This window comes from Paenibacillus diazotrophicus, from assembly GCF_042610465.1.
This window is the reverse complement of the sequence record NZ_JBGJZN010000008.1, coordinates 283,926-310,143: the sequence shown is the minus strand read 5'-3', so window position 1 is coordinate 310,143 and position 26,218 is coordinate 283,926. Positions and strand designations below refer to the sequence as shown.

General features: G+C 50.3%; 31 protein-coding genes and 1 pseudogene. 1 reads left to right on the top strand and 31 read right to left on the bottom strand.

Annotation, left to right across the window (positions count from 1 at the left end):
• Positions 1 to 5: 5 nt before the first annotated feature.
• The 11 genes from panD to ACAN54_RS25975 all read right to left on the bottom strand — a co-directional run bounded on the left by panD (position 6) and on the right by ACAN54_RS25975 (position 8,903).
• The gene (panD, locus tag ACAN54_RS26025) at positions 6 to 389 is read right to left on the bottom strand and encodes an aspartate 1-decarboxylase (protein WP_379162444.1); all 384 of its coding nucleotides are present in this window, start codon (positions 387 to 389) and stop codon (positions 6 to 8) included.
• Complete coding sequence (gene panC / locus ACAN54_RS26020; RefSeq protein WP_379162564.1) at positions 382 to 1,218, bottom strand: pantoate--beta-alanine ligase; 837 nt, start codon at positions 1,216 to 1,218, stop codon at positions 382 to 384. Before panC ends, panD begins: the two co-directional genes overlap by 8 nt.
• 55 nt (positions 1,219 to 1,273) lie before the next feature.
• Positions 1,274 to 2,140, bottom strand: a complete 867-nt coding sequence (panB, locus tag ACAN54_RS26015; protein WP_379162441.1) for a 3-methyl-2-oxobutanoate hydroxymethyltransferase — start codon at positions 2,138 to 2,140, stop codon at positions 1,274 to 1,276.
• Between the two features lie 422 nt (positions 2,141 to 2,562).
• Positions 2,563 to 3,363, bottom strand: a complete 801-nt coding sequence (locus ACAN54_RS26010) for a biotin--[acetyl-CoA-carboxylase] ligase (RefSeq protein ID WP_379162438.1) — start codon at positions 3,361 to 3,363, stop codon at positions 2,563 to 2,565.
• Complete coding sequence (locus tag ACAN54_RS26005) at positions 3,353 to 4,744, bottom strand: CCA tRNA nucleotidyltransferase (protein ID WP_379162435.1); 1,392 nt, start codon at positions 4,742 to 4,744, stop codon at positions 3,353 to 3,355. The genes ACAN54_RS26010 and ACAN54_RS26005 overlap by 11 nt, the downstream gene beginning before the upstream one ends.
• 14 nt (positions 4,745 to 4,758) lie before the next feature.
• On the bottom strand, positions 4,759 to 5,916 hold the full coding sequence (gene bshA / locus ACAN54_RS26000; protein WP_379162432.1) for an N-acetyl-alpha-D-glucosaminyl L-malate synthase BshA: 1,158 nt from the start codon (positions 5,914 to 5,916) through the stop codon (positions 4,759 to 4,761).
• Positions 5,917 to 6,003: 87 nt separating this feature from the next.
• Positions 6,004 to 6,723 carry a bacillithiol biosynthesis deacetylase BshB1 gene (gene bshB1, locus ACAN54_RS25995; RefSeq protein WP_379162429.1) on the bottom strand — a complete coding sequence of 240 codons (720 nt, stop codon included), beginning with the start codon at positions 6,721 to 6,723 and terminating at the stop codon, positions 6,004 to 6,006.
• Positions 6,720 to 7,142, bottom strand: a complete 423-nt coding sequence (gene mgsA / locus ACAN54_RS25990) for a methylglyoxal synthase (RefSeq protein ID WP_379162426.1) — start codon at positions 7,140 to 7,142, stop codon at positions 6,720 to 6,722. Before mgsA ends, bshB1 begins: the two co-directional genes overlap by 4 nt.
• Before the next feature lie 15 nt (positions 7,143 to 7,157).
• The gene (gene dapB, locus ACAN54_RS25985; RefSeq protein WP_379162423.1) at positions 7,158 to 7,961 is read right to left on the bottom strand and encodes a 4-hydroxy-tetrahydrodipicolinate reductase; all 804 of its coding nucleotides are present in this window, start codon (positions 7,959 to 7,961) and stop codon (positions 7,158 to 7,160) included.
• A 31-nt stretch (positions 7,962 to 7,992) separates the two neighbouring features.
• Entirely contained in the window at positions 7,993 to 8,514 is a 522-nt protein-coding gene (locus ACAN54_RS25980) for a tetratricopeptide repeat protein (RefSeq protein ID WP_379162420.1), read from the bottom strand.
• 59 nt (positions 8,515 to 8,573) lie between these two features.
• Positions 8,574 to 8,903, bottom strand: coding sequence for a nucleotide pyrophosphohydrolase (locus ACAN54_RS25975; protein ID WP_074114995.1), 330 nt, complete (start codon positions 8,901 to 8,903; stop codon positions 8,574 to 8,576).
• Positions 8,904 to 9,111: 208 nt separating this feature from the next.
• On the opposite strand from ACAN54_RS25975, the gene ACAN54_RS25970 reads away from it, so the two are divergent.
• The gene (locus tag ACAN54_RS25970) at positions 9,112 to 9,987 is read left to right on the top strand and encodes a YitT family protein (protein ID WP_379162416.1); all 876 of its coding nucleotides are present in this window, start codon (positions 9,112 to 9,114) and stop codon (positions 9,985 to 9,987) included.
• A gap of 151 nt (positions 9,988 to 10,138) precedes the next feature.
• On the opposite strand, the gene ACAN54_RS25965 is transcribed toward ACAN54_RS25970, so the two are convergent.
• The 20 genes and pseudogenes from ACAN54_RS25965 to trpD form a co-directional block, all read right to left on the bottom strand.
• Entirely contained in the window at positions 10,139 to 11,032 is an 894-nt protein-coding gene (locus ACAN54_RS25965; RefSeq protein ID WP_379162413.1) for a sporulation protein YpjB, read from the bottom strand.
• Positions 11,033 to 11,095: 63 nt separating this feature from the next.
• Positions 11,096 to 11,737, bottom strand: a complete 642-nt coding sequence (locus tag ACAN54_RS25960; protein WP_379162410.1) for a DUF1405 domain-containing protein — start codon at positions 11,735 to 11,737, stop codon at positions 11,096 to 11,098.
• A 93-nt stretch (positions 11,738 to 11,830) separates the two neighbouring features.
• Positions 11,831 to 12,706 (bottom strand): c-type cytochrome, encoded by an 876-nt coding sequence (locus tag ACAN54_RS25955; RefSeq protein ID WP_379162407.1) that lies wholly within the window; start codon positions 12,704 to 12,706, stop codon positions 11,831 to 11,833.
• 30 nt (positions 12,707 to 12,736) lie between these two features.
• Positions 12,737 to 13,408: a menaquinol-cytochrome c reductase cytochrome b subunit gene (qcrB, locus tag ACAN54_RS25950; RefSeq protein WP_020427667.1), complete on the bottom strand. Its 672-nt coding sequence runs from the start codon at positions 13,406 to 13,408 to the stop codon at positions 12,737 to 12,739.
• A gap of 5 nt (positions 13,409 to 13,413) precedes the next feature.
• Entirely contained in the window at positions 13,414 to 13,968 is a 555-nt protein-coding gene (locus ACAN54_RS25945) for a Rieske (2Fe-2S) protein (RefSeq protein ID WP_379162403.1), read from the bottom strand.
• 225 nt (positions 13,969 to 14,193) lie between these two features.
• The gene (locus ACAN54_RS25940; protein ID WP_379162400.1) at positions 14,194 to 14,613 is read right to left on the bottom strand and encodes a DUF2487 family protein; all 420 of its coding nucleotides are present in this window, start codon (positions 14,611 to 14,613) and stop codon (positions 14,194 to 14,196) included.
• Between the two features lie 96 nt (positions 14,614 to 14,709).
• Complete coding sequence (locus tag ACAN54_RS25935; protein ID WP_020427670.1) at positions 14,710 to 14,889, bottom strand: IDEAL domain-containing protein; 180 nt, start codon at positions 14,887 to 14,889, stop codon at positions 14,710 to 14,712.
• Between the two features lie 18 nt (positions 14,890 to 14,907).
• On the bottom strand, positions 14,908 to 15,414 hold the full coding sequence (locus ACAN54_RS25930) for a gamma carbonic anhydrase family protein (protein ID WP_379162396.1): 507 nt from the start codon (positions 15,412 to 15,414) through the stop codon (positions 14,908 to 14,910).
• 70 nt (positions 15,415 to 15,484) lie between these two features.
• The gene (locus tag ACAN54_RS25925) at positions 15,485 to 16,570 is read right to left on the bottom strand and encodes a hypothetical protein (RefSeq protein WP_379162393.1); all 1,086 of its coding nucleotides are present in this window, start codon (positions 16,568 to 16,570) and stop codon (positions 15,485 to 15,487) included.
• Positions 16,571 to 16,660: 90 nt separating this feature from the next.
• Complete coding sequence (locus ACAN54_RS25920) at positions 16,661 to 17,248, bottom strand: histidine phosphatase family protein (protein WP_379162390.1); 588 nt, start codon at positions 17,246 to 17,248, stop codon at positions 16,661 to 16,663.
• Between the two features lie 156 nt (positions 17,249 to 17,404).
• Complete coding sequence (locus tag ACAN54_RS25915) at positions 17,405 to 17,851, bottom strand: hypothetical protein (RefSeq protein WP_379162386.1); 447 nt, start codon at positions 17,849 to 17,851, stop codon at positions 17,405 to 17,407.
• Positions 17,852 to 17,902: 51 nt separating this feature from the next.
• Positions 17,903 to 17,998: pseudogene (locus tag ACAN54_RS29925) on the bottom strand (anti-sigma factor family protein); the annotation flags it as partial.
• A gap of 5 nt (positions 17,999 to 18,003) precedes the next feature.
• Positions 18,004 to 18,591, bottom strand: a complete 588-nt coding sequence (locus tag ACAN54_RS25910) for an RNA polymerase sigma factor (RefSeq protein WP_379162383.1) — start codon at positions 18,589 to 18,591, stop codon at positions 18,004 to 18,006.
• Between the two features lie 766 nt (positions 18,592 to 19,357).
• Positions 19,358 to 20,452 (bottom strand): prephenate dehydrogenase, encoded by a 1,095-nt coding sequence (locus tag ACAN54_RS25905; protein WP_379162380.1) that lies wholly within the window; start codon positions 20,450 to 20,452, stop codon positions 19,358 to 19,360.
• A gap of 48 nt (positions 20,453 to 20,500) precedes the next feature.
• Positions 20,501 to 21,598, bottom strand: coding sequence for a histidinol-phosphate transaminase (hisC, locus tag ACAN54_RS25900; RefSeq protein WP_379162377.1), 1,098 nt, complete (start codon positions 21,596 to 21,598; stop codon positions 20,501 to 20,503).
• Positions 21,599 to 21,653: 55 nt separating this feature from the next.
• A complete protein-coding gene (trpA, locus tag ACAN54_RS25895) occupies positions 21,654 to 22,475 on the bottom strand; it encodes a tryptophan synthase subunit alpha (protein ID WP_379162374.1) in 822 nt (273 codons plus the stop codon).
• Positions 22,475 to 23,671: a tryptophan synthase subunit beta gene (trpB, locus tag ACAN54_RS25890; RefSeq protein WP_379162371.1), complete on the bottom strand. Its 1,197-nt coding sequence runs from the start codon at positions 23,669 to 23,671 to the stop codon at positions 22,475 to 22,477. Before trpB ends, trpA begins: the two co-directional genes overlap by 1 nt.
• Positions 23,668 to 24,348 (bottom strand): phosphoribosylanthranilate isomerase, encoded by a 681-nt coding sequence (locus ACAN54_RS25885; protein ID WP_379162368.1) that lies wholly within the window; start codon positions 24,346 to 24,348, stop codon positions 23,668 to 23,670. The genes trpB and ACAN54_RS25885 overlap by 4 nt, the downstream gene beginning before the upstream one ends.
• Positions 24,341 to 25,171, bottom strand: coding sequence for an indole-3-glycerol phosphate synthase TrpC (trpC, locus tag ACAN54_RS25880; protein ID WP_379162365.1), 831 nt, complete (start codon positions 25,169 to 25,171; stop codon positions 24,341 to 24,343). The genes ACAN54_RS25885 and trpC overlap by 8 nt, the downstream gene beginning before the upstream one ends.
• Positions 25,161 to 26,201, bottom strand: coding sequence for an anthranilate phosphoribosyltransferase (gene trpD, locus ACAN54_RS25875; RefSeq protein WP_379162362.1), 1,041 nt, complete (start codon positions 26,199 to 26,201; stop codon positions 25,161 to 25,163). The genes trpC and trpD overlap by 11 nt, the downstream gene beginning before the upstream one ends.
• Positions 26,202 to 26,218 lie beyond the last annotated feature (17 nt).

The window sequence follows — 26,218 nt, the reverse complement described above, 5'->3', positions numbered from 1 at the left end:
AAGCTTTAGGCAATGGTTGCATGCAGTTCATGATCCGCCAGTTTAACCGGCTTGTTATCTGCGTCCACGAATACAACTGTTGGTTTATGTGTAGCCAGCTCTTCAGCAGACAACATGCCATAAGAGATAATGATTACGGTATCTCCAGGCTGAACCAGCCGGGCAGCAGCTCCGTTCAGACAGATCACGCCGCTGCCGCGGGGGCCGGGAATGACATAGGTTTCCAGACGGGAACCGTTATTATTATCGACGATTTGCACTTTTTCATTTTCGAGCAGATCGGCTGCCTCCATCAGGTTCTCATCAATGGTAATGCTGCCCACGTAATTCAGATTAGCTTCCGTTACAGTGGCACGGTGGATTTTGGATTTCATCATATGTCTAAACAAGAGCGAGTACCTCCTTAGGAATAAATACATTATTGTCGATCAGCCTGGTTCTGCCGAACTTCACGGCGAGTGCCATAATAACCTCTCCCTCAGCATGGCTAAGCAGTGCCCCGTCCTCCAAAGATTCAAGGCCCGGAAAGGAGAGAATTTCCACATAATCGATGACCGCAAGCGGCGAAGAAGAAATAATCGAGACCAGCAGCGTCCGTGCTTCCTCCACCGTTCTCACGGTTCCTTCTTCCAGCGCCTTACGGGTTTCTCGGAGCGAGCGGGAAAGAACCAGAGCCTGTTGGCGCTCCTCACTGCTAAGGTAGACATTTCTTGAACTTAGCGCCAATCCATCCCCTTCGCGGACGATCGGACAGGCGACAATTTCCACATTCATATTAAGGTCAGATACCATCCGGCGCAAAACGGCAACCTGCTGGGCATCTTTCAGTCCGAAAAAAGCATAATCCGGTTGCACCATGTTGAATAGCTTGCTTACTACTGTAGTTACACCGTCAAAATGTCCAGGGCGGGAAGCCCCACACAGCTGAGTTGTCAGTGAGTCCACTGTCACCTTGGTACGGATAGGCTGAGGGTACATTTCTTCCACTGAAGGAATAAATACGATATCGGCACCCTCGCGTTCTGCAAGCTCAAGATCACGGTGTTCGTCGCGCGGATAAGAGGAGAAATCTTCATTTGGTCCAAATTGCAGAGGATTGACAAAAATACTCATCACAACAGTGTTGGTCATTTCTCCCGCTTTGCGAATCAGACTGGCATGTCCTTCATGGAGATAGCCCATCGTCGGTACAAAGCCGATTGGCGTATGTCCTCCCATCCGCAGGTAATCCAGTGCTTCGCGCAATTGTTGTACCGTTCTGACTACTCTCATCTTATTTCTCTCCTTTTGCGGCCGCGCCGTATAAAGAATCCAGCACATGCTCTTCTGCATTAAACACATGACTCTCTGCCGGGAAGGCACGGTTCTTCACTTCCTGGACATAACTGCTGATTCCCTCACGAATCAGAGTGCCTACATCGGCATAGGTTTTGACAAACCGTTTCTCCCTGTATGGAGATGCGTACCGTAGCAAGTCATGGAAAACCAGCACCTGTCCATCACAATAACGGCCTGCACCAATTCCAATGGTCGGAACGCTGACGGCTTTGGAGATGGCTTCAGCCACTTCTTCCGTTACCAGCTCAAGTACAATCCCGAACACACCGGCAGCTTCAAGCGCCTTCGCTTCATCCATCAGCCGCTGGGCGTCCTTGGCATCCTTGCCCTGAATACGGTAACCGCCGATCATATTCACCGACTGCGGGGTAAGGCCGATATGGCCAAGTACCGGAACTCCGGCAGCCACTACCGCCGATACCGTATCACAAATTTCCAGTCCGCCTTCCATTTTGACGGCTTGTGCCCGTCCTTCCTGCATCAGTCTTCGCACGCTGCGCAGGGTTTCGTCGATGCTGCCATGATAGGTCATAAACGGCATATCAGCCACGATAAAAGTATTCTGAGCCCCCCGGGTGACCGAGCGGGTATGGTACACCATATCTTCTATAGTCACCGGCAAGGTGGTGTCATATCCAAGAACTACATTCCCCAAAGAATCGCCTACCAGTATAAGGTCAATACCCGCTTCCTCAGCCAGCAGGGCCGAAGGATAATCATAAGCGGTCAGCATGCTCAGCGGCACACCATCCGTTTTCATTTTTTTCATTTTTACAATATTTAGCGCATGTTTGTCAGCCATGGGCTCCCATTCCCCTTTTCGCAGATAATTACGCGTAAACGCGCAAACAAAAAAACCTTTTAGCAAAAGTCCGCTAAAAAGGTCCGATGGGCAAAAAAGAGTCACTCGCGATCGTCCCTTCTGTCTCGGTCCTTACGGCTCAGAGCAGAATCCAACGTAACCGTGAAATACAGTTATGAAGGTGAATCTAACAGCAAATCCCCTGATATAAAAGGTTTCTTCCAGAGTACAGCCCGATATTCGATACCGTCTCTGTCCTTATTATATCAAAATCTGCAGGCAAGTAAACCAAGAAGAAACAAGTTTGCTGTCCTTTGAAAAAAGAAGCGAACCATTTCACAAAAAGAAAAGGGAGTATAAGGCGCCAATCCAATACATTGATCTCTTCAAAAAAAGATGACAAGGAATGGGACCTTGTCATCTTAGATCATTTCTATCTCTCCCGACAGCACGCTCGACACGGCACCCGTTCGGTCCTTAAGCAGCAACCCGCCGTTGTCATCAAGCCCCACTGCAGTGGCCTGACAGCGTCCTTCCGGAGTATTATAAAAGACCTGGCGTCCCAGTGTGACGGACATGGACTCCCACAGCTCTCTGATCGGCTTGAATCCCTGTTCTCTGTAAAGAATATATAAGTACTCCAGTTCAGTCAGAACGGCCTCAGTAAGCGCTGTACGGTCAACAGGGATGCCGCCGCCTTCGATCAACAAAGAGGTGCCGATGTCCTTCAGTTCCGGAGGATAATCCTCTTCCGTCAAATTAACGGCAATGCCTATACCGGCAATGCAGTAATGAAGACCGCCTTCCCGAAGGGAGGACTCCAGCAGGATGCCGCAGATTTTGCGTCCGCCCGCTAGCAGGTCATTGGGCCACTTAATCCCCGCCTGTACGCCAGTAACCTCACGGATGGCTCTGCAGACGGCAACTCCGGAGAGCAGGGTAAGCTGAGGAGTTAGTGACAATGGAAGGTCTGGTCGCAGCACTATGCTGATCCAAATGCCTTTGCCACTGGGGGAATGCCATTTCCGGCCCATACGCCCCCTGCCCCCGGTCTGCGCTTCAGCCCGTACAGATGTACCTTCGGGAGCACCGTTCTCGGCAAGCTTCTTGGCTTCTTCCTGAGTAGAAACCACCTCTTCCCGTAGCTGCACACGTTTCAGCCAACTGGATACAAAACTTTCCCGTCCACCCCCGGATAGCAGGGGCTTGTCATTACTGTTCATTACTATCCATCCTTTTTGTTGCTTCCAGAAGCAAATATCGATTGTCATTGGGAATGTCCCCTACCGCAGCAGCCATTAACAGCTGCTGCAATAGCTCTCCCAGCCATGGACCCGGCCGCTTCTGCAGTACTGCTGCCAGCTCTTTGCCCGTCACCGCCAGCTCGGCCAATGTATGGAGCGGCATCCCTGCAGTCCATGACCGCAGAATGGGAATGCCCGGCGCGGTAGGCCGCTGCGCGGCAGGGGCGCCTGCATCCAGCGCGTTAGGCCGCTGCGCGGCGGGGGCGCCTGCATCCGGCGCGGTAGGCCGCTGCGCGGCGAAGGCGCTTACGGCGGCCTCCGGCAGCGCCGCAAGCAGCGTCAGCCATCCTTCGGCGGCTGACTGGCCGTGGGCCAGCACGGCGGCGATCCAGCGCCGCCGCAAGGCCTCCGTGCCGCCGGGTTCCCCAGGCGGCACCTCTGCAAGCGCTGCGTCCCACGCTTCGCGGACGCGCAGCACCCTGGCGACGGCGGTGCGCGTCGCCCCCGGGAACGTCCATGCCCGTAGCAGCTCGTCGGCCTCTGAGGCCGACCGCTTCAGGGCATGCAGCAGGAGCGCCCACCGCAGGTGGGCGTCCTGCAGATCCCCGATCCCGGCTGTCAGGGCGGCGGCTGCCGCCATGTCACTGCCGGTCCAGGGGAACGGCGCTTTGCCGCGCGGCAGCAGCCCGCTGCGCGTAAGCAGCCCGAGGCCGCGCAGTGGGTGCGGGCCGAGGACAATGCGTTCAAGCTCCGCGCGAACGCGTTCTACGGCAATATGCGCCAGCTTGTTCCGCTGGCGCAGAAGTCCGCGCCAAGTATTCTTGGCGACCCGGAAATCAAGCACTGAAGCAAAGCGGACGCAGCGGAGCATGCGCAGCGCATCTTCATCGAAGCGTTCCTCAGCGTCACCTACACAGCGGATCAGGTGTTTCTTTGAATCTTCTGCTCCTCCATAAGGATCTACCATTACTCCGTCCAGACCGCAGCACATCGCATTGATCGTAAAATCACGCCGGCGTAGGTCTTCCTTCACATCTTTTACAAATAAGACGTGTTCCGGACGGCGGTGGTCGGCATAACCGCTCTCCGTCCGGTACGTCGTCACCTCAAAGCTCCAGCCATCCTGAAGAACAGTAATAGTTCCATGTGCAAGTCCAGTCGGGATACAGCGCGGAAAAAGACTCATAACCTCTTCAGGCAGAGCCGAGGTGGTCAGATCCATATCGTGCACCGGCCGTCCAAGAAGCTCATCACGGATACATCCGCCAACGAAATATGCCTCATGGCCTTGCTCAAGCAGGCGGGTCAACACTACATTCGCCGCCTCAGCCATTCCGGAAGGCGCCATTGTCCAATTCATACCGCAAACACTCCCTAACTCTGGATCGGATCCAATCCGCGCACTTTGCGCCCCAATACCCGGTAATAGATATTTTCGTATTGATTGGTGATCACATCTCTGCTGAAACCATGGCAGGCCCGTTCGAGACACGCATGTTTGAACTGCTCTTCCAAGCCGGGATCGGACAATAGCTTAACAGCATACTTCGCCATTGAGGTCGTATCTCCGATGGGTGCAAGAAACCCAGTCTTTCCATGCTGGATCAGCTCAGGAATGCCTCCGGCCTCCGAACCGATAGTCGGTACGCCGCAAGCCATTGCCTCCAGTGCAACCAGACCAAAGCTCTCCTTCTCCGAAGGCAGCAGAAGCAGATCAGCCAAGGATATTACCTGTGCGATCTCATCCTGCTTGCCAAGAAAACGAACCTTGTCATCCAGCCCCATTTCAGAGATTTTAGCCTGGATTTTGGGCAGCTCCGGTCCTTCTCCAACCAGAAGCAGACGAGACGGCAGCTCCTGATTCACTTTGGCGAAAATATCCACCACATCCGATACCCGTTTGACCGGCCGGAAGTTGCTGATATGCATCAGAATTTTTTCATCAGGTGCGGCAAAATCCTCCCGCAGATCCGTCACATCCCGCGGATAATACACACGCTTGTCAACAAAATTATACGTAAGATCAATATCACGGGTAATATCGAGTACCTTGCGGGTCTCTTTGATAAGGTCCTGCGAAACGGCTGTCACCGCATCACTCTCATTAATCCCGAGCCGAATCAAGTCCTTCAGCGATTCATCCTGTCCCAGCACCGTAATGTCCGTACCATGCAGGGTAGTTACTACTTTGATATCATTGCCCAGCATTTGCTTAGCCAGATAGGCGCAGACCGCATGAGGTACGGCATAATGGACATGGAACAGATCCAGTCCCACCATTTTAGCCACCTGTGCCATCTTTGTCGCAAGCGCCAGATCATAAGGGGGGTAACGGAAAACATAATAATCATTAACCTCAACCTCATGATAAAAGATATTCTTCTGAAACGTTCCAAGCCGGAAAGGGATACTATGTGTTATAAAATGGACCTCATGACCCTTTTCAGCCAAAAGTTTGCCCAGTTCTGTTGCCACAACACCCGAACCGCCAAGAGACGGATAACAGGTGATGCCTATTTTTAAACGGTCCATCGCTCCGTCTCCTTCATCCTACTTATGTTTATTACTTTGTGTAATGATATGAATTTATTATAGTGGTTTTTGACCAAATTAGAAAGGTTATTGATTGGGCCGCTGTCTGACGGGTGAATTGAACATATCAACAGCATACGGCACTTTACTGGCGAATCCCTCCGCATACGGAATCAGTCTCCGTTGTCCAAGCAGCATATCCCTGGAACGAACACGTTCTATATATCCTTCAGTTAAGGGAGTAGAGACGACGTCTTCTCCTGGGATCTTCTCAAACTGGGACCGGTAGCAGGACAGCGCCTGCTCCTTAAGGCTGTAATGCTCAGTCACATCCACAATAAGATCCGTCCGCCCCAAATCATTAATGAAATAGAAATACAGCTGGGGCGCAGGCACTGAAGGCTCGTCCGGCATATATTTCCGAAGCTTGGCATTAAATACCGCTTCTTCCACCAGCTTGCTGCAGGCAATATGATCCGGATGCCGGTCTTCCCAATAAGGTGCAAATACAATATCTGGTGCGAATCTGCGGATTTCCCGCGTCACTGCCGCCAGATGATTCTCTGTCAGGTACAGCCCGCGGTCAGGAAGACCCAGATTCGTGCGCACCGAAACCCCGAGTAGATCAGCAGCTTGTTGTGCCTCGATTTTGCGGCGTTCTACAGTTCCGTTCGAGGACATTTCCGCTTCTGTCAAATCGCATAAACCAACTTGGAGCCCCGCGGCAGTATGTTTGGCGATAGTTCCCGCCATGCCGATCTCCGCATCGTCAGCATGTGCACCGAACACAAGAATATCGAGCTTCATTCATCCACACCCGGCTTGTATTTATGTACAAGCTCACGCCATGCGAAATCGCCGCGGTCAATCGCTTTGACCAGAATCTCGGCTGTTGCGATATTGGTTGCCACCGGAATACCATATACATCACAGAGGCGAAGCAGAGCCGTAATATCCGGTTCATGCGGCTGCGCCATCAGCGGATCCCGTAGAAAAATAATCAGATCTAACTCATCCGTAGCCACCATAGAACCAATCTGCTGATCACCGCCAAGGGGACCAGACATATAGCGGTGAATGGACAAGTTCGTTACTTCCATAATCCGTTGACCGGTAGTTCCTGTAGAAAACAACTCATGTCCTACAAATACATGCTCATAAGCAGTCACAAAATTAACCATTTCATCTTTCTTACGGTCATGCGCGATAAATGCGATTTTTAACATGATGATATCCCCCGTCTATTCAATAAAATGCTCAAATCCATAAATTAATCCGGTGTAGCCCATCACCTTCTGTATCCCCATTTTGACTCCGGGCATATAACCTGCCCGCTCATAGGAGTCATGCCGGATTTTAAGCGATTGCCCATACCCGCCAAAGACCACTTCTTCCTGCGCAAATACGCCAGGAAGTCTCAGACTGTGAATTCGAAAGCCGTTATAATAGCCCCCGCGTGCGCCTTCGATCACTTCCTCTTCCTCAGGATTCCCCTGACGGAGCTCCTGCCGCACTTCCGAAATCAGCTCTGCTGTCTTAATGGCAGTCCCCGAAGGAGCATCCAGCTTCTGGTCTCCATGGGTTTCGATAATTTCCAGATGCGGAAAGTATTTGGCCGCCTGAGCTGCAAATTTCATCAAAAGAATCGCTCCAATCGAGAAATTGGGCGCAATAAGTCCCCCAATTCCCCGATCCTGGCATTGCTTGTCCAGCTCGGAAATCTGCTCTGGAGTGAATCCGGTAGTACCGATTACCGGACGCACCCCATATTTGATCGCAAGTGCAGTATTAGTATAAGCCGACTGCGGGGTAGTGAAATCTACGAGAACCTCTCCGCCGCTCTCTGCAAGGGCAGCTTCCAGATCAGCCACAATCTTTACTCCGCTCTCCTCCAGCCCTGCTATACGGCCGGCATCGCTGCCGCTTGCCGAACGGTCTACAGCTGCTGCAAGCTCCAGCTCCTCATCCTGCAGCACCAGCTTAACAACCTCTTTGCCCATTCTGCCTCCTGCTCCGGAGACGATAACTCTGATCTTGTCACTCACCCTTATTCCTCCTCGCTATGTCTCGTTCTAATTATCCCAAGTATTTTTGCAATGATTTTTGAAGGTCTTTCATGAGCTGCAGCAACCCGAGATCATCGGGATGCAATGCCATTACTTCTTTGAGTGCGGCAATCGCCTGCACATGCTCATTCATCCGGCTGTGTGCGATAGCGAGCCATACATATGCATCCCCATATAAGGGATCCAGGACTATTGCTTCCTTCAATAAGGTAATCGGACGATAGGGATTAATAGTCCCTGTATGTTCATCCTCCAGAAGCCTTTTGGCCTCTCTTACAAGTTGCAGGGCCTGCAAATGCTGCAGGTGAAGCCCATACTCCGATTTGTCTCTATCCAGCTTCACCGCCGCCTCTGCATGCTCCAGCGCTTTTTCTAGCATGCCGCTGCGGGCGTAAGTAATGGAGCAGCGGTATCTGACTTCGGCATCGTCCGGACTGGCCGCAATTGCCGATTCAAACAAAGTGATTGCCTCAGCAAAATCACTGCGGAGTATAGAGCGGTAAGCCGCTTTTACATAATCGTTATGATCCATTTGCCCACCATCCTCACGGCTAAATCCCGTTCGTTTGGTACAGCATATGATATAGAAGCCTAATCGGTGTTTTTAAGTGTCCACCGTCCGGCATCACGGGTATTGAACTTGTGCATCACTTTATTGTGGGCCTCGGTGAGGTCAATTCCCAGTGAATTGGCGAAGCAAACCGTAATAAACAAAATATCTCCCAGCTCAAGCTCGATTGAGTTATCAGCTTCATCTGCTTTTTTGGGTTTCTCGCCAAACTGATGGTTAACTTCACGGGCGAGTTCGCCCACCTCCTCCGACATCCGGGCCAGCATGGACAGCGGGCTGAAGTAACCTTCTTTAAATTGAGAGATATAAGCGTCAACCTCTCGCTGTATGTCACCAAGACTTTTATCCATAAAATGTTTCTTCGCCCCCTGTATGTTCTTGCCTTCTGTTTGCCCCTATGTTATCGTAAAGACGTTTTGAAGACAAATCTTTTTTGGCGATTACATATATCCCAAGGCCCCGGACAACCGGTGAATGCCATAATAACATGAAATGCAACCCTTTATTAAGAAGCTTACCAATACATTATGCCCATAATTGGGCCATGCGAGGGATCACATGACTTCAACATCCAAAGTAGCTTCCACTATTGTCAAAACGGCAGCACCAATCATGCTGGGTGCGGCCGTATATGCATTTGGGCTGCTGTACTTTATCGTACCCAACCAATTAATGGAGGGCGGGGTAACCGGGATTACCATCCTGCTCAACTATGCTTTTAACATCCCCATTTTTTTAACCACATTACTGCTTAACCTGCCGCTCTTTTTACTGGGCTGGAAGGTCCTTGGCGGACGGCAAATCGCCTACACAGGTGTGGGAATCGGCGCATTGTCGTTTTTCCTCTGGCTGTTTGAGCGTATGATTGATGCCGGCTGGATTATCACCTTCAGCACAGAACATGACTTTATTCTTGCTTCATTATATGCTGGGGTTACACTCGGCCTTGGACTCGGTATCGTATTCCGGTTCGGAGGCACCACAGGTGGAGTCGATATTGTGGCAAGAATCCTCGGACGTAAGTTCGGATGGAGTATGGGGCAGATTATCCTGGCTGTCGATGTAATCATTATCGGCGCTTCCCTGCTCTATATTCCCCGTGAAAAAATTCTTTACACCCTGGTAGCAGTCTTCATCTCTTCACGGGTGATTGATTTCATCCAGGAGGGTGCTTATGCAGCCAAAGCTTTCACGATCATCAGTGACGACGCCCCGCAGATTGCCGATCTGATTACAGCGGAAATGGATCGTGGAGTCACACTGATTCCCGCTATCGGTGCATACTCCAAGCAGGCCAAATACATGGTCTATTGTGTAGTCTCCCGTCAGGAAATCCGCCGCCTCAGTCAATTGGTCAAATCCGTCGATGCTAAGGCCTTTGTCATTATAAGTGATGTCCACGACGTCCACGGTGAGGGTTTCCGGCAGACCTAATACGGCAAAGTGACTCTAGCTCACGAGAAGAAGACTGCTATACTTGCAAGTTACTTTGCAAGCATAGCAGTCTTTTTTTGATGGCATAACGATTCGGCTTCTTCCGTAAATACTATGACAATGACTTTGTAACATCGACTCTACTACCGCTCTATACCGGCTTCCATTCCTCATTCTCCCCCCGGTATTTGCGAAATGCTGCGTAGACAAGTGCAGCAACGATGAATCCGCCGGCAAGCAGGCCCCATGCCCCGTAACCTGGCGGGGTGAGCGGGAGCGATAGAGCAGGTTCATCCCTTTCTTTGCCAAACAGTACCCTGGCAGCATCCTGCCCGTAGGAGATAATCTCCAGCAGCCGTGCACGCCCTACTGGCTGTGAGGAAGACGGAATCCCGGCCGCGTAGGACAGCCAGGTATCAAATGCATTGACCGTTTCCGGAGACCGGGAAATAATAATTGCGGGACGGATATTATCGTATCTGCTCTGGAGACGTTCCAGAGCGGTCTGCCAGCTTTTGAGATCATTAGCAGCCGCACTCTTTTCCATATCATTAAGATCCTCTCGGATCAGCTTATAATATTGCAGCCACATCGGCTGTCGCGGATGATTAAGACTGTTCGCAGCCAACCGGAGCTTTGCTGCCGCCGCCTCCCATTTCTGCGGATCAATCTGCGCTGCGGCAAGTGTGGCCTTTAAGTCAATAATGACATCAGACAACGCATTGATCCCTTCCACTGTAGTCAGGCCCTCGAACGAAGACGACACAAAAATCTGCGATACTTTCTCACTCTGCTGTCTGGCCTTCACCACATTTCCTTCCAGCACATAACCATATAGAGCCTCGGCCGCTTCATCCAGGCGCTGGGCAGCGTTCCTTGCGGTGAGCGCCGGTGCATAACTGCTTACAGCATCTCCTGTCTGAACAGAGAGCCTGCTGTTTGGCTCCCGCATACCAGCTTCTGCACTAACGGTCCCGGTATTCATGCCAGCCAGCAGCCAGCATATCATCAATCCTGTCAGCACCACATATGTCCTGAACGGCATGAGACATCCCTCCTGCCTCTAAATATATGGCAGGAGGACAAGAGTTAGAACATGGTTCCAGCCTCAGAGCCTAGGCCTGTCCGGCTGTATAGTCCTTCTGGATCTGCCTCCGAATAACCAGGCTAAGGCGGTGCTCAGGAAGGTCAAAGCGATGGTGTAATATTGAACTTCGGTCACGTTATCTTCGAGCACATTCGGAAGCCACGGAAACACACCTTCCGAATAATCCACCATATCATTGGCAAAAGCCCACAGCAGCGCTATCGGCAGCATTCTGCGGAAGGAGAAGAAGCGGGCGTAGATCAGCGCCTCCACCGCCATGCCGGTATGCGAAATAACCAGCATCCAATCCTTCCAGCTTATTGAATCTCCCTGATAACCTCCAGCAAAAATAATACTGACTGCCCAAATCCCATATTTCACTGAGGTTACAACAGCAAGAGCCTCTATAAGCTCACGGATGAGTGTCCCTTTGATCCCTTTGGGTGGAAAAAGCAGCAACAGCAAAGCAAGCGTAAAGAACAGGCTTGCCGTCGGACTGTCCGGAACGAATGGAAGCAGCCATGAAGGATAATTTTCCGCTGTGTATTCCAATTGATTACCATACCATATGTATCCGTAAACCGTACCAAGAACATTCACAATGAAGAGCAACCACATGACGCCCCGGTGTCTAAACAACCTATCAAACCAGTGTACCGGCATATACAATTTTAACCTCCCGATTGTGGCAGCTTGGAATGAAAGCATACAAAAACCCGACCGCAGTTACGATCAGGTTTGTGCGTTATCATTATTTTACTGTTCGCTTTTTTGTTTGGCAAGCCAGCCTGCGAGACTGTCAATATCCTGCTCGCTGAGACCTGCAGACATTGCAGTATCATACATTGGAGGCATCTGGCCCTTGCCATTTTTAATAATGGCGAGGATCGCTTCCTTATCATGAGTGTCCCCTACACCTCTCAGTGACGGCGGCCCTCCGCCCCCCTTCATATCCACTGCATGACAGGCTACACAGGTGGCCTTTTTGTATAAAGCCATAGCTGGATCGTCCTTGTCCACGATTGCAATTTCTTTTGTCTGGACGGCACTGGTGGTCGGCAAGCCTTTCGCCTTGTTCTCTGCCGCCTTTTCTTCACGCTGCACATCCTCGGGGATCTGGCCGGTTTCAGCCATTTCATGCTTGTATTCCGTCCAGGCTGTGTTGGTCAAATAGATGATCGCAGCCAGGGAAAGAAACATCAGCGAAGAGGCGATCGGCCGGCGGTAGAAGCGGCGCTCCCGGCCCGTATCCAGAAAAGGAGCCAGCAGCAGCGAACCAAAGGCTACTCCTGTAACACCAAGCGTTCCCAGAACGATATAATCGCCCGAAGCATAGGGCAATTTCAGATACTGATACAAAAACAGAAAATACCAGTCTGGAATCGGTATAACTGTAGCACTGGCATTTGCAGGAAATCCTAAGGGAGCCGGTTCAGAGATCGTCAGGACCAGAATACCCACCAGCACCACAACGCCAACCATCCATTCCTTAAGAAGAAAGTTAGGAATAAATGCTTCCGACTTGCCAGGGTATGCCGTGTAATCCGGTGGCGTGATGAAGCCGTTGCCTCTGCGCACCCGGGAATCTCCCACATAAACAATCTTTTCTTTGGAGTTGTCTCCGTGAGCCATTGCATTTCCTCCTTTAGCTGTGGTCAGGGCTCATAGCGGACCAGAAATACCCTGTCTGCGGATCATTATAAAGTGTCCGACGAGCAGAATAAGCAGGACCGCCGGGAGGAAGAATACATGGAGGGCAAAAAAACGGGTCAGCGTTTCTGCACCGACGATGGTGCCGCCCTGCATCAGCTCCTTCAGCACCGGCCCCATAACCGGTACGGAATTGGCAATCTCAAGTGTAACCTTGGTAGCGAAATAGGCTTTATTGTCCCAAGGCAGCAGATACCCGGTAAGACCGAGGCCCAGCATCACGAAAAAAATCAGCATTCCCACTACCCAGTTCATCTCACGGGGCGCTTTATAGGAACCTGTAAAAAATACACGCATCGTATGCAGGAACATCATGACAATGACCAGGCTCGCACCCCAGTGATGCATGCCGCGTACAATTTGACCAAAAGCTACTTTGGTCTGCAGATATTCCACACTGGCATATGCGTTAATAATATCCGGCACATAATACATGGTGAGAAACATACCTGATAAAATCTGAATGACCGTAATGAAAAAAGTGAGTCCGCCAAAGCAATACACAAAGGCCGAGAAATGATGAGCCGGGTTCACGTGTTCAGGAACCTCATGATCGGCAACATCTCTCCAGATCGGCGTAATATCCAGACGTTCATCAATCCAGTTGTAGACATTCTTAAACATCAGATCTACGCCTCCTTTTTAACCTCGGTATTGGGAACTATCTCGCCCAGGTAGACCCAATCCCCATCAATTTTAGTCTTGTACTGGTCAAGGGGCTTAGGGGCAACGGCAAGGTTTTTACCCAGCTTCGTATATCTAGCTCCGTGGCAGGGGCAGTGATATTCATCTGGATATGCCTTGTCATTATTCCAGCCGACTGTACATCCCAGATGCTTGCAGACGGGTGAAAGCGCATAAATATCTCCGTTCTCGTCTTTCCGGATCCACGCAGTCAGCGTAGCTGTGCTGGCATACCATCCATCCTGCTGGGGCAATTCGAAGGTAAACTCCTGAGGAACATCGGTGATTTTGGCTGCTTCGGCAACTTTAATAAATTCACCCGCACCTTTTTTATGTAATACCGGATCCACTGCGAAACGAATCATTGGCAGAATCGCACCTGCACCCATAAAAGCGGTTGCCCCTCCAAGCGTATACGTTAAAAACTGCCTCCGAGACATCTCTTTCCGGGTGGGAGGTCCTTGCAGAAATGATTCATGCTCCTCATTATGGCTGCTCATACGGCGTGTAACCCCCTTTTCACATTTGAGAAGGCACCTGAACTGTAGATGATAAATCTAATTTCTGTAAATAATACGTTTTCAATGATAATTATCACATGACACAAGTTCAATCTAATCATAGCCCAGCCTCTAAAAGCCGTCAAGAATATTGTCTAAATTGTGACGGATGTATTACGGAGTTCTCATGTAAATTGTTGATTTTCTGTCACATTTACTCCTGTTTCATTTATGCCATAAACCCGAGATTTCATCTCTGATATAGCTTCCGGTTGTCTTACTCTGAGACCGCTGAATAACAGGCAGGGAAAGAACTAAATCGCTTTCATCAATGTCCGGTTCAGCAAGCGATATATCTGCGCTGAGTACGATCACATACTGGAATCCACTGGATTTGACTTTACGGCAAATCTCATTTATGAGAGCGAAACTTTCTGCTCCATTGTACTGTATAGCCGGGTAAGTCACGACACGCCCCTGATATGGTTTTTCAGCCAGATCCAGAAAGTCTCTCAGTCTCTCAAGTGCTTCCACCACTTCATGCGGGCTTTCCGTACCCTTAAGACCAGTAAAGGGGATGATGCAGGTATCAAAAAATCTCCGGTTGTCTAACCAGCTATCCGCAGTGAAGTCACTGAATTTCATTACAGCCCACTCCTTCTCTCAGGTTCGTATTATTTCTTATGAATGTCATTGTAACAAAAAAAAAGAAATGCGCCAGGCGCATTTCCTGTATTTTTCTCAGGCCAGACTTTTCAGTTCCTCAGTCAGATTGCGGAACGCCGTCTTATCACCGGCAGCCAGCGCCGTGTCGATCTCCCGGTACAAGATGTCGGTACGACGCTTTCTAAGCGCTTCATCCCACACCATTTCTGCCGCAAGTCCTAGCATCACTTCATAGGTAGCCTTCATTTTGTCCATTCGATACACCTCCGCTGTTTAGATCCTTCCATATTCTTTTGCTTTTAGTACATAACTCTCGCTTGTGCGGGCCATCCGCTGCAGATCCAGCTCGGTTAATTCACGGACTACTTTGGCAGGTGAACCTAGGGAGAGAGTATAGGGTGGAATAATTTTGTTTTCGGTTACAAGAGATCCGGCTCCTATTAAAGCATATTCACCAATCTCTGCACCGTTCAAAACAATTGCACCCATTCCGATTAATGTGCCGTTGCCTATTTTGCATCCATGAATAATCGCAGAGTGGCCTACCGATATGTCATCACCCAGTACCAATGGCAATCCCTCAGCCACATGCCCCACAGTTCCATCCTGGATATTGCAGCGGCTCCCTATAATAACCGGGGCCAGATCCCCGCGTAATATAGTGTTGAACCAGACACTCGACTCCTGTCCTATCCTAACATCACCAACAAGCTTTGCACCTTCCGCCACGTATACAGATCCGTCCAGCTGTGGTATGTAATTCCCGTAAGCTATCCGCATTCTTCTCCCCCTAGCACTTCTCGAAAATGCATCAGTCTGTTCCCCAAGAATACAGCTGCAGTATGCAAGCCTACAACAATTGCTTCGGCACCGCCGCCTCCAGCCCCCATCGCGTCATTATTATAGCCGGTCCCTCAGGTGTCTCGCCCAGCCGAATCATGCCCAAATGCAGCATCATCCGCAGGATGCGCTGCTCCATAATGGAAGCAGCATCATCATAATAAAAGGGTTTGATTAACCAGCCAAGACCTTCTATTAGTGAAGCAACAGTGACCCATTTCCCCGCACTTACACTAATCCAGTATATGAGTGATGGCAGATTTGGAATAGCGCCCTTATACAGTTTTAACCAAAAGGAGTATATCTGCATCAGCTTTTCAGCTTTCCCTTGCTCCAGCAGCATTTCTCCCTCCTGTGTAAGCCTAAGCCGATAACCTTCTTCAGAAGTCCAGCGGCGGTGTCGTGTGTAATCAACCATCAGGGCAAGCCGGGGAGGATAATGCTCACAGGCTCTGCCATAGCCGAATTTCCAGCCCCCTTTACCCAGTAGAGGCTCAGGAATCTGAATAGCGTTCATCACACCCTGTTGGTACCTTTTATGCATCGCACCCTCTTGGTTCAGCTCCGGCTCATTCTCTCTAACGTAGCGCATAAAGAGAAGCAAATCCTCTGCCAGCATCTCTCCTTCGCCACGGTAGATGGCTGGCTCGTGAATCGGTGTAATTTGTTCCCTGATAAATTCACCCATCCGTTCACGGAAACGCATTTTCAGATCCTGCGGAACCCGGAACAAATACCTGTTTTGCTGGGATGCACCCCTGAACAGCCAGCCGGCATTTTTGAATCTGGCAACCATCTCGCGGTGCCCGTCTTTTTTACCTGGTACGGAATCGAAGGAAGCCTGCCTTGCTGCCGCCAGCAAATCCTCAAGACTGAATTGGCTACGCTCGTCAAACAACAGGGTATTCAGAAACCGCAGTTCCTCAGGAGCACACTCCCGAATATGAGACTCCATAAATTCGCGGCTTCCCAGTCGGATCAATATACTCTGAATCAAATCATGTTTGGAATTCCGTTTGCAATCACATTGATAGCGTCCCGCAATGGCGGTAAGCTGACCAATGTCCGCATAGTTAAGCATATCCGCCAGATTCATCGTTTATCGCCTCACTGTTTTACTACCATTATGGGAAATACAGCCCTTTTTATTCCTTTTTGCACAAAAAAAATAACCCGAAGGGTCGGGTTAATGCTGATTTTGAAGAATATGACGTGTACAATTGTACAGCAGTGGATTCCATTCCTTCTCATTCTTCTCCAGAATGGTTAGAGAGAGATTACCCAGACGTTCGGAATATTTGTCTTTATATAAGGCAATGTAGAGCTGGGCCAAAAAACCTCCATGCGATATAACGAGGATATTCTTCTTAGGATAACGCGCTGCAATCTCCTCCATAAAAGCCAGAGCACGCGCCTGAAGCTGCTCATCCGTCTCTTGTCCCAGAGACAACTGATTCCAGTCCTTGCCCCATTTCTCTTCACGCTGTACTGCAGTCATTCCCTCAACCTGGCCATAGGCGCGTTCACGGATGCGCTCATCCGGTTCAAGCAGTGGGATTCCCAGCTTAGCAGCGATAATTCTGCCTGTCTCTGCTGCTCGGGAAAGACTGCTGGTGATGCAGTAATCCCAGCGATAAGTTTCCTGCAAAAGCCGGTCTCCCAGCATCTCAGCCTGCCTCCGGCCTTCGTCGTTAAGTGGAATGTCGCTTTGCCCTTGAATTCTGCCTTCCGCATTCCAGTCCGTCAGCCCATGGCGTATTAAGCCGATCAGCATCACCTATCACCCTGCCTTCCATTTATGTTTGCTTAATAATGTAACACGAATGAAAACAAATGTCTTCTTTTTGAAGGAATACTGATGCCATTAACATTATCTACAGACTGGCAAACCAAAAAAAAGCCCGCTTTACCTTAGGGTAAAGTGAACTTTTTATTGTCTGCGGTAACGGTTCAACCGGTACAGTAAAAAAATCGACAGGCCAATACCAAGCATGGAGAGCATCATCCAATATTGCGGGTGGGTTGGCCCCATGCTCACCACGAGCGGTTCAATGATTCCTCCACCCGATTCAGAGGCAGGATAGGAGGAGGACCAATCCAAAGACAAACCAGCCACACCGGTCTCCACAATTCCGCTCTGTGCCACTGTAGTATTGGCAGGTGTTCTGAACATTGTGAAATACAGAAAGCTGGATATGAAAACAGCCAGGAAACATGCAATCCAAAGAATTAGCCTATGGCGGAAAACGGCAGAATTCCCCGCAGATTTACCATCCCCCGGCAACAGCCAGGGACTTTCCAGATAAATCCGCTCCATCACCCGGAGATTCACAGTCTCCGCACGTTCTTCGCTGACTTCTATCTGTGTTTCTCGCATAAGCAGACTGCTCTCCTGCCACAACGCCCATTCCGTTGAACAGTAGGAGCAATTGGCAATATGCCTTTCAAGCTTGATCCGCCTTGGGTCCGTGGGGGGAGCGTCCCACAACAGCGGAATGGAATCCTGCGCTTCCCTGCAATTCATAGGCCTTACACCCTCTCAGCCTGCTCTTCTGTTTCAGGCTCATAAAAATAGGATTCGAGTTGAAGCTTCACACTGCTCCGGGCACGGAACAATAATGATTTCACGGAGCTGACACTCTGATCCAGTATTACAGCTATTTCCTGGTAGTCCATTTGATCATATTCCCGCAGGATCAGCGCTGAGCGCTGTTTCTCCGGAAGATTATTAATCGCTTCCCGAACCAGATTCATCCGTTCTTTACGGAGTGCAGCCTGTTCTGGAGCCACCTCAATCGGGGCGACCGGAGTATATCCGCTCTCCTCCAGAGACACGTTACCGGCACGGTTCTTGCGAAGCTCACTTAGCACAGTATTCCGGGCAATGGTGTACAGCCATGTGGAGAACGACGCGTCCACTTCACGGAAGGAATGCAGACTCCGGAACGCCTTATAAAAGGTTTCCGAGCATAGATCCTCAGCAAGAAGCTCCATGTGGGAATTCTTAAGCATATGGTATACAAAAGCCAATATTTTCCGTTGATAGCGCCGCATTAATTCTGAATATATCTCTGTGTTTCCTTGCTTGATTAGCTGGATCAACTGGGAATCCGTCATGGTGAGTTCGGCCCTCCTCGCCCTTGCACGTGTAGTCCCGTCCGGTCCATAATCTTATACCGGCCGAGGTTCAAAAAGTTGCGGTAATACTATAATTTCGCTCTGTTGCACGCAATACTTCCTATGTATATTCATGTACCCAATAAATAAGGCATAATGTAAGTGGATACAGAAATAAAAATGTACATACATAAATTTCCTGGTAGCCAAATACCGGGTCGTCTGCTGTGGACTGGAAATCTATAAACATACTTTCCCTAGTATAACATACAATCTCGCAGGATGACATTAATAGACTTTTAGCGGCAGAATTACCTCCATTCCAGGTTATGCAAACGTCGAATTAAGCGGGGGGATGTTGTTGACATAGAATAGAGGGCCATTCCCCATTTGGTTATACTTTTATACTCTTTATCTGACCCAGTAAGCTGTCGCTGAAGATAAATTTATTATCTTTGAATAAAGTATTGACAAAATGTAAACGGATACATATAATAAAAGTACAGTATGGTTTCTCTCCACTCCTATCCAAATACTAGACGGTTCCAAGAAATTGTGAACTGTAACCGCTTATTATGTAAGCGGTCTTTTTTTGTCTATTTTCATATCCAGCCCCCATCTAAAACACCTATCAAGTCCTATTGTCTATTTCGTGTTATTCGAGATGATCTGCATAATAAAACAAAAAAATCCCCTTCAAGCTTCACTCCTTTACCCCATGGAAACAGAGGGTACGGAATATAATCTCAAAGGGGAACTTCTCCATCTATACGTATACCGTATAATCGTGATGCTGCAGCAGAATCTTCGCCCGCTCCATATCATTCTCCTGACGGAAGGACAGGCGCATTATACCCGGAACATCCTCCCGGCTCTCAATAATCTGTACGTTGCTAAGGTTGATACCCTGATCACCGAGTTCAGTAGCGATCCGTCCAATAATCCCCGGGTGATCGGGAACATCGATATGCAGATCGAACAATGGAGTGATCATTCCTTTACGCCGCTCGGGCAATTGGTTGCGGAAGCCGCCCGCTTCAAGGAAAGCCTCTTCAATGCCCTCCCCATCCGCGTTCTCCAGCAATTGAACGAATGATGAAACCTCATCATTCCAGTCCCTCAGCAGACGAAGCATGACTAGGCGGTTGTTCAACAGAATATCACGCCAGATAATCGGATCGCTGGACGCAATTCTCGTGATGTCACGGAAGCCCCCCGCAGCCAAAGTGCTGTACAGGGAATCTGTATCGTCATAGGTACGGATCTGATTCACCAGCGCAACTGCAATAATATGCGGCAAGTGGCTGATAGCCCCCACAATCTCGTCATGGCGCTCCGGATTAAGCCGGACAATCTGTGCTTTGGTATGTAGAAGCAAAGCTTCAAGGGCCTGATACGCTTCCTCCGGCACTCCCGGCGGTGGTGTCAGGACATAATAGGCGTTCTCGAACAACAGTGAAGATGCAGCCTCCACACCAGAGCGTTCTGACCCGGCCATTGGATGCCCACCAATAAAATGAACCCCAGGCAGGTTCAGTGAAACTGCACAGGCGGCAATAGTGGCCTTGGTGCTGCCAACATCCGTAATAATGCAGCCTGGCTTCAGCGGAAGCTTGCTGAGGCGCTGCAAGTAATCCTCCAGCATGCCTACAGGTACGCATAAAAAAATAAAATCAGCGTCTAGCGCTGCCTCCTCAAGAGAAAGTGTGGCCTGATCGACCACACCCCTGCTAAGGTACTTTTTTGCCGATTCAGGACGGTGGGCATGGCCCATAACGGTCAGGCCCTCCTTGCCTTTGAAGCAAAGGGCCAGTGAGCCTCCGATCAGACCGACACCGAAAATTGCTATTTTTGTCGTCATGTTCTTTGAACTACCTGCCTTCTGTAGATTCGTCTTGTCAGTTGATCCTTAAACCTGTACTCCCTGTTCCCGGAGCGCCTGCTCCAGCGCAGTAATAAACGCCTTATTCTGCTCTGCCGAACCGACAGTTACACGAATATAGGTAGGGTACAGCTTGTGTCCTGCTCTGACAATGATCCCCTGCCGCAGCAATGCATCAAAAACATCAACTGCCGGTTTCCGTACATCTACCATAATGAAATTCCCGTGAGCCGGGAAGGCTACAAGGCCCAGCCGTTTGAACTCCGCCTGAAGCTGCACGATACCTGCACTGTTAAGACGGCGGCACTCCTGCACATACTCCTGATCTGCCAGGGCAGCCAGTGCTCCAGCCTGCGCCAGACGCGAAGTATTAAATGGTTCCCGTACCTTGTTAATCAAAGAAATAATCTGGGGGCTTGCCACTCCATAGCCGATGCGCAGGGCAGCCAGCCCATAGATCTTGGAGAATGTGCGCAGCACAACCAAGTTCGGATAGTATTCAAGCAGCTTGATTCCATTAGAGTATGAAAGATCGGTCACATATTCAAAATAAGCCTCATCCAGGACAACCATCACTCCAGACGGCACGGCATTCAGGAAAGTGACCAATGCTTCCTCCGATACGATCGTTCCTGTCGGGTTATTGGGATTGCAGACCCAAATGATTTTGGTACGGTCTGTAATGCGGGCCAGCATGGCGCCCAAATCATGTGTGCCGTTGACCAGAGGGACTTCAATGGAGACTGCACCTTCAATATCGGCATTGCTTTTGTATACGGAAAAGGTCTGATCTGCCATAATCGTCTCGTCTCCCGGCAGAAAAAATGCACGGGCCAGCAAAGCGATAATCTCATCGGAGCCGCAGCCAAATATGATATTATCGCTCTGCACTCCAAGATGCTCAGCTAATGCAGCTGTTAATTCAGCCGCCGAGCCATCAGGATAAAGATACAGATTGTTAAGCTCCGCCATAATAGCAGATCTTGCACTTGGTGAAGAACCATACGGGTTTTCGTTAGAGGCCAGCTTAATGACATCGCTTAAGCCAAGCTCCTTCTTCACTTCCTCAATAGGCTTCCCTGGCTTGTAGACAGGGAGGTTAACGATATTCGGTTTCGGATTCATGAAAGGTCCTCGCTCTCCATAAATATTACAATTGTATCAGGTCTGCCAGCAGACGTTATGGTCTCAATTGTGCCACAAATTCACGAATTTGCAACAAGCCTTCACTGCGGGTAGCCGGATTATCCAGAAGAGGAATGACATCCTCTACCTTGCGGACAATCGCACTGCCTACAACCACTCCATCGCAGATGCGGGCAAACCGTGCAACCTGCTCCCCGGTAGATATGCCAAAACCTACAGCCACAGGAAGGTCTGTAACCTGACGGACAGATGCTATGAACTCATCCACTCCTGTATGGAAAGTAGAACGTTCGCCTGTCACTCCAAGTGAGGACACGCAGTAGACGAAACCACTGGCCCCTGAGACAATCCGGGCTATACGTTCGCTTGAGGTGGGTGCTACAAGCGGAATAAGATTCACTCCGGCAGCACGGCTCCGTTCACGCATTTCCTCTGACTCTTCAACCGGAAGATCAGGAATAATCAAGCCACTAATCTCATGGGAATCCAGCAGAGAGAAAAAGCTGTCCAGTCCCATTTGCATAACCGGATTATAATATGTGAATAGGATAAAAGGCAGCTTGCTGCCTGCCTGACGTGCTTTCAATGCGGTTTCCATGCACGTGCGAAGATGTATATTGCCTCGAAGCGCCCTGGAAGAAGCCCGCTGGATCACTGGACCGTCTGCAAGCGGATCGGAATACGGCACGCCAAGCTCAAGAATATCAGCGCCTGCTGCTTCCAGCTCAGCGATGATCTCGAGCGTCGTCTCCAGATCCGGATCGCCTACAGTCAGGAAAGGAATAAGCGCCGACCGGCCCTCCTCCTTCAACTTGCGGAAGGTCACATCCATCCGGTTCGTAGTTTCGGTTGTCATTACTTACCCGCTCCTTCCGTATAAGCCATGATCGACTCCACGTCTTTGTCGCCTCGCCCTGACAAACAGATTACCACGATATCGTCCTTGGTGAGCGTCGGTCCAAGCTTCATTACATGAGCGATCGCGTGAGCGGATTCAAGAGCCGGAATGATACCTTCGGTAACACACAGCAGCTTCAGGGCCTCCAGGGCTTCATCATCCGTAACCGGTACATATTGTGCCCGGTGAACATCCTTGAGATAGGAATGCTCAGGGCCTACTCCCGGATAGTCCAGTCCGGCCGAGATCGAATGTGCCTCCTGAACCTGTCCATGCTCATCCTGCAGCAGATAGCTGAGTGAACCCTGGAAGACCCCATGTGTGCCTTTACTCATGGTTGCCGCATGGAAGGGAGTGTCCACGCCTTTGCCTGCAGCTTCAACCCCAATCATCCCCACCTGCTCATCCTCCATGAACGGATAGAACATACCGATCGCATTGCTGCCGCCGCCTACTGCAGCTACCAGCAGATCCGGCAGCCTTCCTTCGGCTTCCAGAATCTGACGCCGCGTCTCATCACCGATAATCCGCTGAAAATTACGGACCATCATCGGGTATGGATGAGGGCCTACAGCTGAACCCAGCACGTAGAAGGTGTCCTCGACGTTGCTCACCCAGTAGCGAAGAGCTTCATTCCCGGCGTCCTTAAGTGTCCGTGAACCGGAGGTCACCGGAATAACCTCTGCACCCAGCAGCTTCATGCGGAATACGTTCAGCGCCTGTCGGCGCGTGTCCTCTTCACCCATGAACACCTTGCATTCCATCCCCAGCAGCGCAGCTACTGTAGCCGTTGCTACTCCATGCTGGCCAGCACCGGTCTCGGCGATTACTTTGGTTTTACCCATCATTTTGGCAAGAATGCCCTGGCCGATTGCATTGTTGATCTTGTGTGCTCCGGTGTGATTAAGGTCTTCACGTTTCAAATATATTTTCGCCTCTCCAAGATGCTTGCTAAGGCGCTCCGCATAATACAGCGGGGTCTCCCGTCCGGAGTATTGTTTGAGCAGATAATCTACTTCCTTCTGAAAAGCCGGATCTGCGGAAAACCTGTTGTAGGCTTCCTCCAGCTCTATCAATGCATTCATCAACGTTTCAGGAACGAAGCGGCCTCCAAAAGAACCAAAACGTCCGTTCTTGTCCGGTACTTGTATCATGATTGCTTCACCCTTTCCACAAAAGCTGTTATTTTAACGATGTCCTTCATTCCATCGGTTTCTACTCCGCTTGAAACATCTACACCATATGGAGCATATCCATCCAGCAGTTCACGCACATTATCCGGATGCAGTCCGCCGGCTACTAATAAAGGCAAACCATATTCAGAAGCAGCCTGTTGATACGCAGGAATTCTATCCCACTCAAAAGTCCGCCCCAGCCCGCCGCTGCCGGCCGGGTCATATGTATCCAGCAGCAGGGCATCTATGGCACCGGCATATTGCTGCAAAGCCTGAGGACCGTTCCCGGGAGACTGAGCTTCATTAGCGGCTACTGAAAGAGCCTTCCATACCAGCACCTGCGGAAAAGCTGCCTTGACGGCCCGGCAATAGTCCGCACTCTCCTGGCCATGCAGCTGGATAACACTCAGCGGCACAATGGAGAGTACCGCGTCAAGCTCATCCAGCGAAGGATTTACAAACACTCCCGCCGTAAGCGGAGGCTTTCCGTTCTCCCATCCCGCAAGCTCAGAAGTAAGCTCTGCCGCCTGTTCAGGACTGACCTTGCGGCGGCTCTCGGCAAACACAAATCCTATATAATCCAGAGGTAATCGCTTCATAGATTTTAGCACTTCAACGTCCTGAAGTCCACAGATTTTTACTACCGTCTCAGCCATGTGTGGCACGTTCCTTCCCTTCCGGCAACGCACCAAGCAGTTCATTTACTGCCTGTTCCACATCCGGCTGGCGCATCAGATACTCTCCTACCAGAACGCCGATTGCACCCGTAGTCTTTAGATAATCGATATCTGCAGGACCGGCTATTCCGCTCTCGCTGATTACAGGCACTGAGGCTGGAAGAAGTGCAGCAAGTTCCGCTGTAGTAGTTAGTGCCGTTTCGAAAGTACGCAGATTACGGTTGTTGATGCCGAGCAGGACCCCCGGATGTCCAATCTTCTCAGTAGCTAGAACGATCTCCAGCTCATTCCGGTCATGCACCTCGATCAGAATATCAAGTCCCAGCTCAGCAGCTGTATCGATGTAGGAGATCAGCTGTTCGGAGGTTAGAATTGCTGCTATCAGCAATACAGCATCGGCCCCAAGGAGACGCGCTTCATAGATCTGACGTTCATCGATAATGAAATCCTTGCGCAGTAGCGGAAGATTTACCGCTTCTCTAACCTGCTGCAGATAAGCATCACTGCCCTGAAAATAGTCTTTATCCGTAAGCACAGATAAACAATCCGCACCCCCTGCTTCATAGCCCTTGGCTATGGCTACCGGATCGAAATCTGCCCGGATCAGTCCTTTAGATGGCGAGGCCTTCTTTACCTCGGCAATCAGACCCATTGATCTGTTTCGTGACTTCGTAAGCGCATTGCGGAACCCTTTTGTTGGTGGCATAGCCGCAATCAATTGTTTAGCCTCATCCACAGAGAATGACTTGCTTAAAGCTTCTACTTCATTGACTTTGGTGGCAACAATCCGTTCAAGATACATAATCAAGCTCCTTCGTCATCACTTTAAGCTGCTCCAGCTTGAGGAGTGCAGCACCGGAATCCACTACACTTCTTGCTTTGTCTACACCCTCTTTTAACGTATCGGCAAGTCCTGCCACATAAATACAGGCACCGGCATTGGCAAGAACAATATCACGGTATGGATTCAGTCCGCCCTGCAGTACTCCTCTTATTATAGCAGCATTCTCAGCTGCATCACCGCCAAGCACATCCTCGAGGGGATGTGTGCTTAATCCCAGTTCCTGTGGAGTGATCTCATAAGTGGTTACTATACCATTCTTCAGTTCCGACACCTGTGTAGGCGCCGAGATACTGATCTCATCCAGACCGTCCAGACTGCTCACAATCATCGCCCGTTTGGAACCCAGCTCCTTCAGGACATTCGCCACAATCTCTGTCTTATCCCTGTCGTAGATACCCATCAGCTGACGGTCTGCACCTGCCGGATTCGTGAGCGGTCCCAGCATATTGAACACCGTGCGGAACCCGAGCTCTTTGCGGGGGGCTGCCGCATGTTTCATCGAAGGGTGATAAATTTGGGCAAACAGGAAGCAGATGCCGATACTTTCCAGACATTGCACGGCTTGCTCTGCATTTAAATGAATATTAACTCCAAGTGCCTCAAGCACATCAGCGCTGCCCGCTCTGCCCGATGCGGAACGGTTGCCGTGTTTGGCTACTCTGACGGAAGCTGCGGAAGAGATAATCGCCGAGGCCGTGGAGATATTGAACTTATGGATGCCGGAGCCTCCGGTTCCGCATGTGTCAAGCAGCTGTGAGCGTTCAGTAACCACATGTGTGCTGAATCCGCGCATCGCTTCTGCGAATCCGGTGATCTCTTCCACTGTTTCCCCTTTGATCCGCAGCGCGGTCAGCAGTGAGCCTATCTGCGCCGGTGAAGCCAATCCTTCCATAATTGTACCCATAATTTCACGAGCCTGCTGGCGGTTCAGATCCTGCCCCTCGATCAGACCGGCTATTCCTGTTTGTATCAATTGGCTTGCATCCATTACGTTCTCCTCCTAAT

What these genes read in the sequence shown, in the direction of transcription:
- panC (WP_379162564.1), bottom strand. Translation starts at nt 1,218, where the DNA reads ATGGGAGGACATACGCCAATCGGCTTTGTACCGACGATGGGCTATCTC.
- panB (WP_379162441.1), bottom strand. Translation starts at nt 2,140, where the DNA reads ATGGCTGACAAACATGCGCTAAATATTGTAAAAATGAAAAAAATGAAA.
- ACAN54_RS26010 (WP_379162438.1), bottom strand. Translation starts at nt 3,363, where the DNA reads ATGAACAGTAATGACAAGCCCCTGCTATCCGGGGGTGGACGGGAAAGT.
- ACAN54_RS26005 (WP_379162435.1), bottom strand. Translation starts at nt 4,744, where the DNA reads ATGAATTGGACAATGGCGCCTTCCGGAATGGCTGAGGCGGCGAATGTA.
- bshA (WP_379162432.1), bottom strand. Translation starts at nt 5,916, where the DNA reads ATGGACCGTTTAAAAATAGGCATCACCTGTTATCCGTCTCTTGGCGGT.
- bshB1 (WP_379162429.1), bottom strand. Translation starts at nt 6,723, where the DNA reads ATGAAGCTCGATATTCTTGTGTTCGGTGCACATGCTGACGATGCGGAG.
- mgsA (WP_379162426.1), bottom strand. Translation starts at nt 7,142, where the DNA reads ATGTTAAAAATCGCATTTATCGCGCATGACCGTAAGAAAGATGAAATG.
- ACAN54_RS25980 (WP_379162420.1), bottom strand. Translation starts at nt 8,514, where the DNA reads ATGGATCATAACGATTATGTAAAAGCGGCTTACCGCTCTATACTCCGC.
- ACAN54_RS25975 (WP_074114995.1), bottom strand. Translation starts at nt 8,903, where the DNA reads ATGGATAAAAGTCTTGGTGACATACAGCGAGAGGTTGACGCTTATATC.
- ACAN54_RS25970 (WP_379162416.1), top strand. Translation starts at nt 9,112, where the DNA reads ATGACTTCAACATCCAAAGTAGCTTCCACTATTGTCAAAACGGCAGCA.
- ACAN54_RS25965 (WP_379162413.1), bottom strand. Translation starts at nt 11,032, where the DNA reads ATGCCGTTCAGGACATATGTGGTGCTGACAGGATTGATGATATGCTGG.
- ACAN54_RS25960 (WP_379162410.1), bottom strand. Translation starts at nt 11,737, where the DNA reads ATGCCGGTACACTGGTTTGATAGGTTGTTTAGACACCGGGGCGTCATG.
- ACAN54_RS25955 (WP_379162407.1), bottom strand. Translation starts at nt 12,706, where the DNA reads ATGGCTCACGGAGACAACTCCAAAGAAAAGATTGTTTATGTGGGAGAT.
- qcrB (WP_020427667.1), bottom strand. Translation starts at nt 13,408, where the DNA reads ATGTTTAAGAATGTCTACAACTGGATTGATGAACGTCTGGATATTACG.
- ACAN54_RS25945 (WP_379162403.1), bottom strand. Translation starts at nt 13,968, where the DNA reads ATGAGCAGCCATAATGAGGAGCATGAATCATTTCTGCAAGGACCTCCC.
- ACAN54_RS25940 (WP_379162400.1), bottom strand. Translation starts at nt 14,613, where the DNA reads ATGAAATTCAGTGACTTCACTGCGGATAGCTGGTTAGACAACCGGAGA.
- ACAN54_RS25935 (WP_020427670.1), bottom strand. Translation starts at nt 14,889, where the DNA reads ATGGACAAAATGAAGGCTACCTATGAAGTGATGCTAGGACTTGCGGCA.
- ACAN54_RS25930 (WP_379162396.1), bottom strand. Translation starts at nt 15,414, where the DNA reads ATGCGGATAGCTTACGGGAATTACATACCACAGCTGGACGGATCTGTA.
- ACAN54_RS25925 (WP_379162393.1), bottom strand. Translation starts at nt 16,570, where the DNA reads ATGAATCTGGCGGATATGCTTAACTATGCGGACATTGGTCAGCTTACC.
- ACAN54_RS25920 (WP_379162390.1), bottom strand. Translation starts at nt 17,248, where the DNA reads ATGCTGATCGGCTTAATACGCCATGGGCTGACGGACTGGAATGCGGAA.
- ACAN54_RS25915 (WP_379162386.1), bottom strand. Translation starts at nt 17,851, where the DNA reads ATGCGAGAAACACAGATAGAAGTCAGCGAAGAACGTGCGGAGACTGTG.
- ACAN54_RS25910 (WP_379162383.1), bottom strand. Translation starts at nt 18,591, where the DNA reads ATGACGGATTCCCAGTTGATCCAGCTAATCAAGCAAGGAAACACAGAG.
- ACAN54_RS25905 (WP_379162380.1), bottom strand. Translation starts at nt 20,452, where the DNA reads ATGACGACAAAAATAGCAATTTTCGGTGTCGGTCTGATCGGAGGCTCA.
- hisC (WP_379162377.1), bottom strand. Translation starts at nt 21,598, where the DNA reads ATGAATCCGAAACCGAATATCGTTAACCTCCCTGTCTACAAGCCAGGG.
- trpA (WP_379162374.1), bottom strand. Translation starts at nt 22,475, where the DNA reads ATGACAACCGAAACTACGAACCGGATGGATGTGACCTTCCGCAAGTTG.
- trpB (WP_379162371.1), bottom strand. Translation starts at nt 23,671, where the DNA reads ATGATACAAGTACCGGACAAGAACGGACGTTTTGGTTCTTTTGGAGGC.
- ACAN54_RS25885 (WP_379162368.1), bottom strand. Translation starts at nt 24,348, where the DNA reads ATGGCTGAGACGGTAGTAAAAATCTGTGGACTTCAGGACGTTGAAGTG.
- trpC (WP_379162365.1), bottom strand. Translation starts at nt 25,171, where the DNA reads ATGTATCTTGAACGGATTGTTGCCACCAAAGTCAATGAAGTAGAAGCT.
- trpD (WP_379162362.1), bottom strand. Translation starts at nt 26,201, where the DNA reads ATGGATGCAAGCCAATTGATACAAACAGGAATAGCCGGTCTGATCGAG.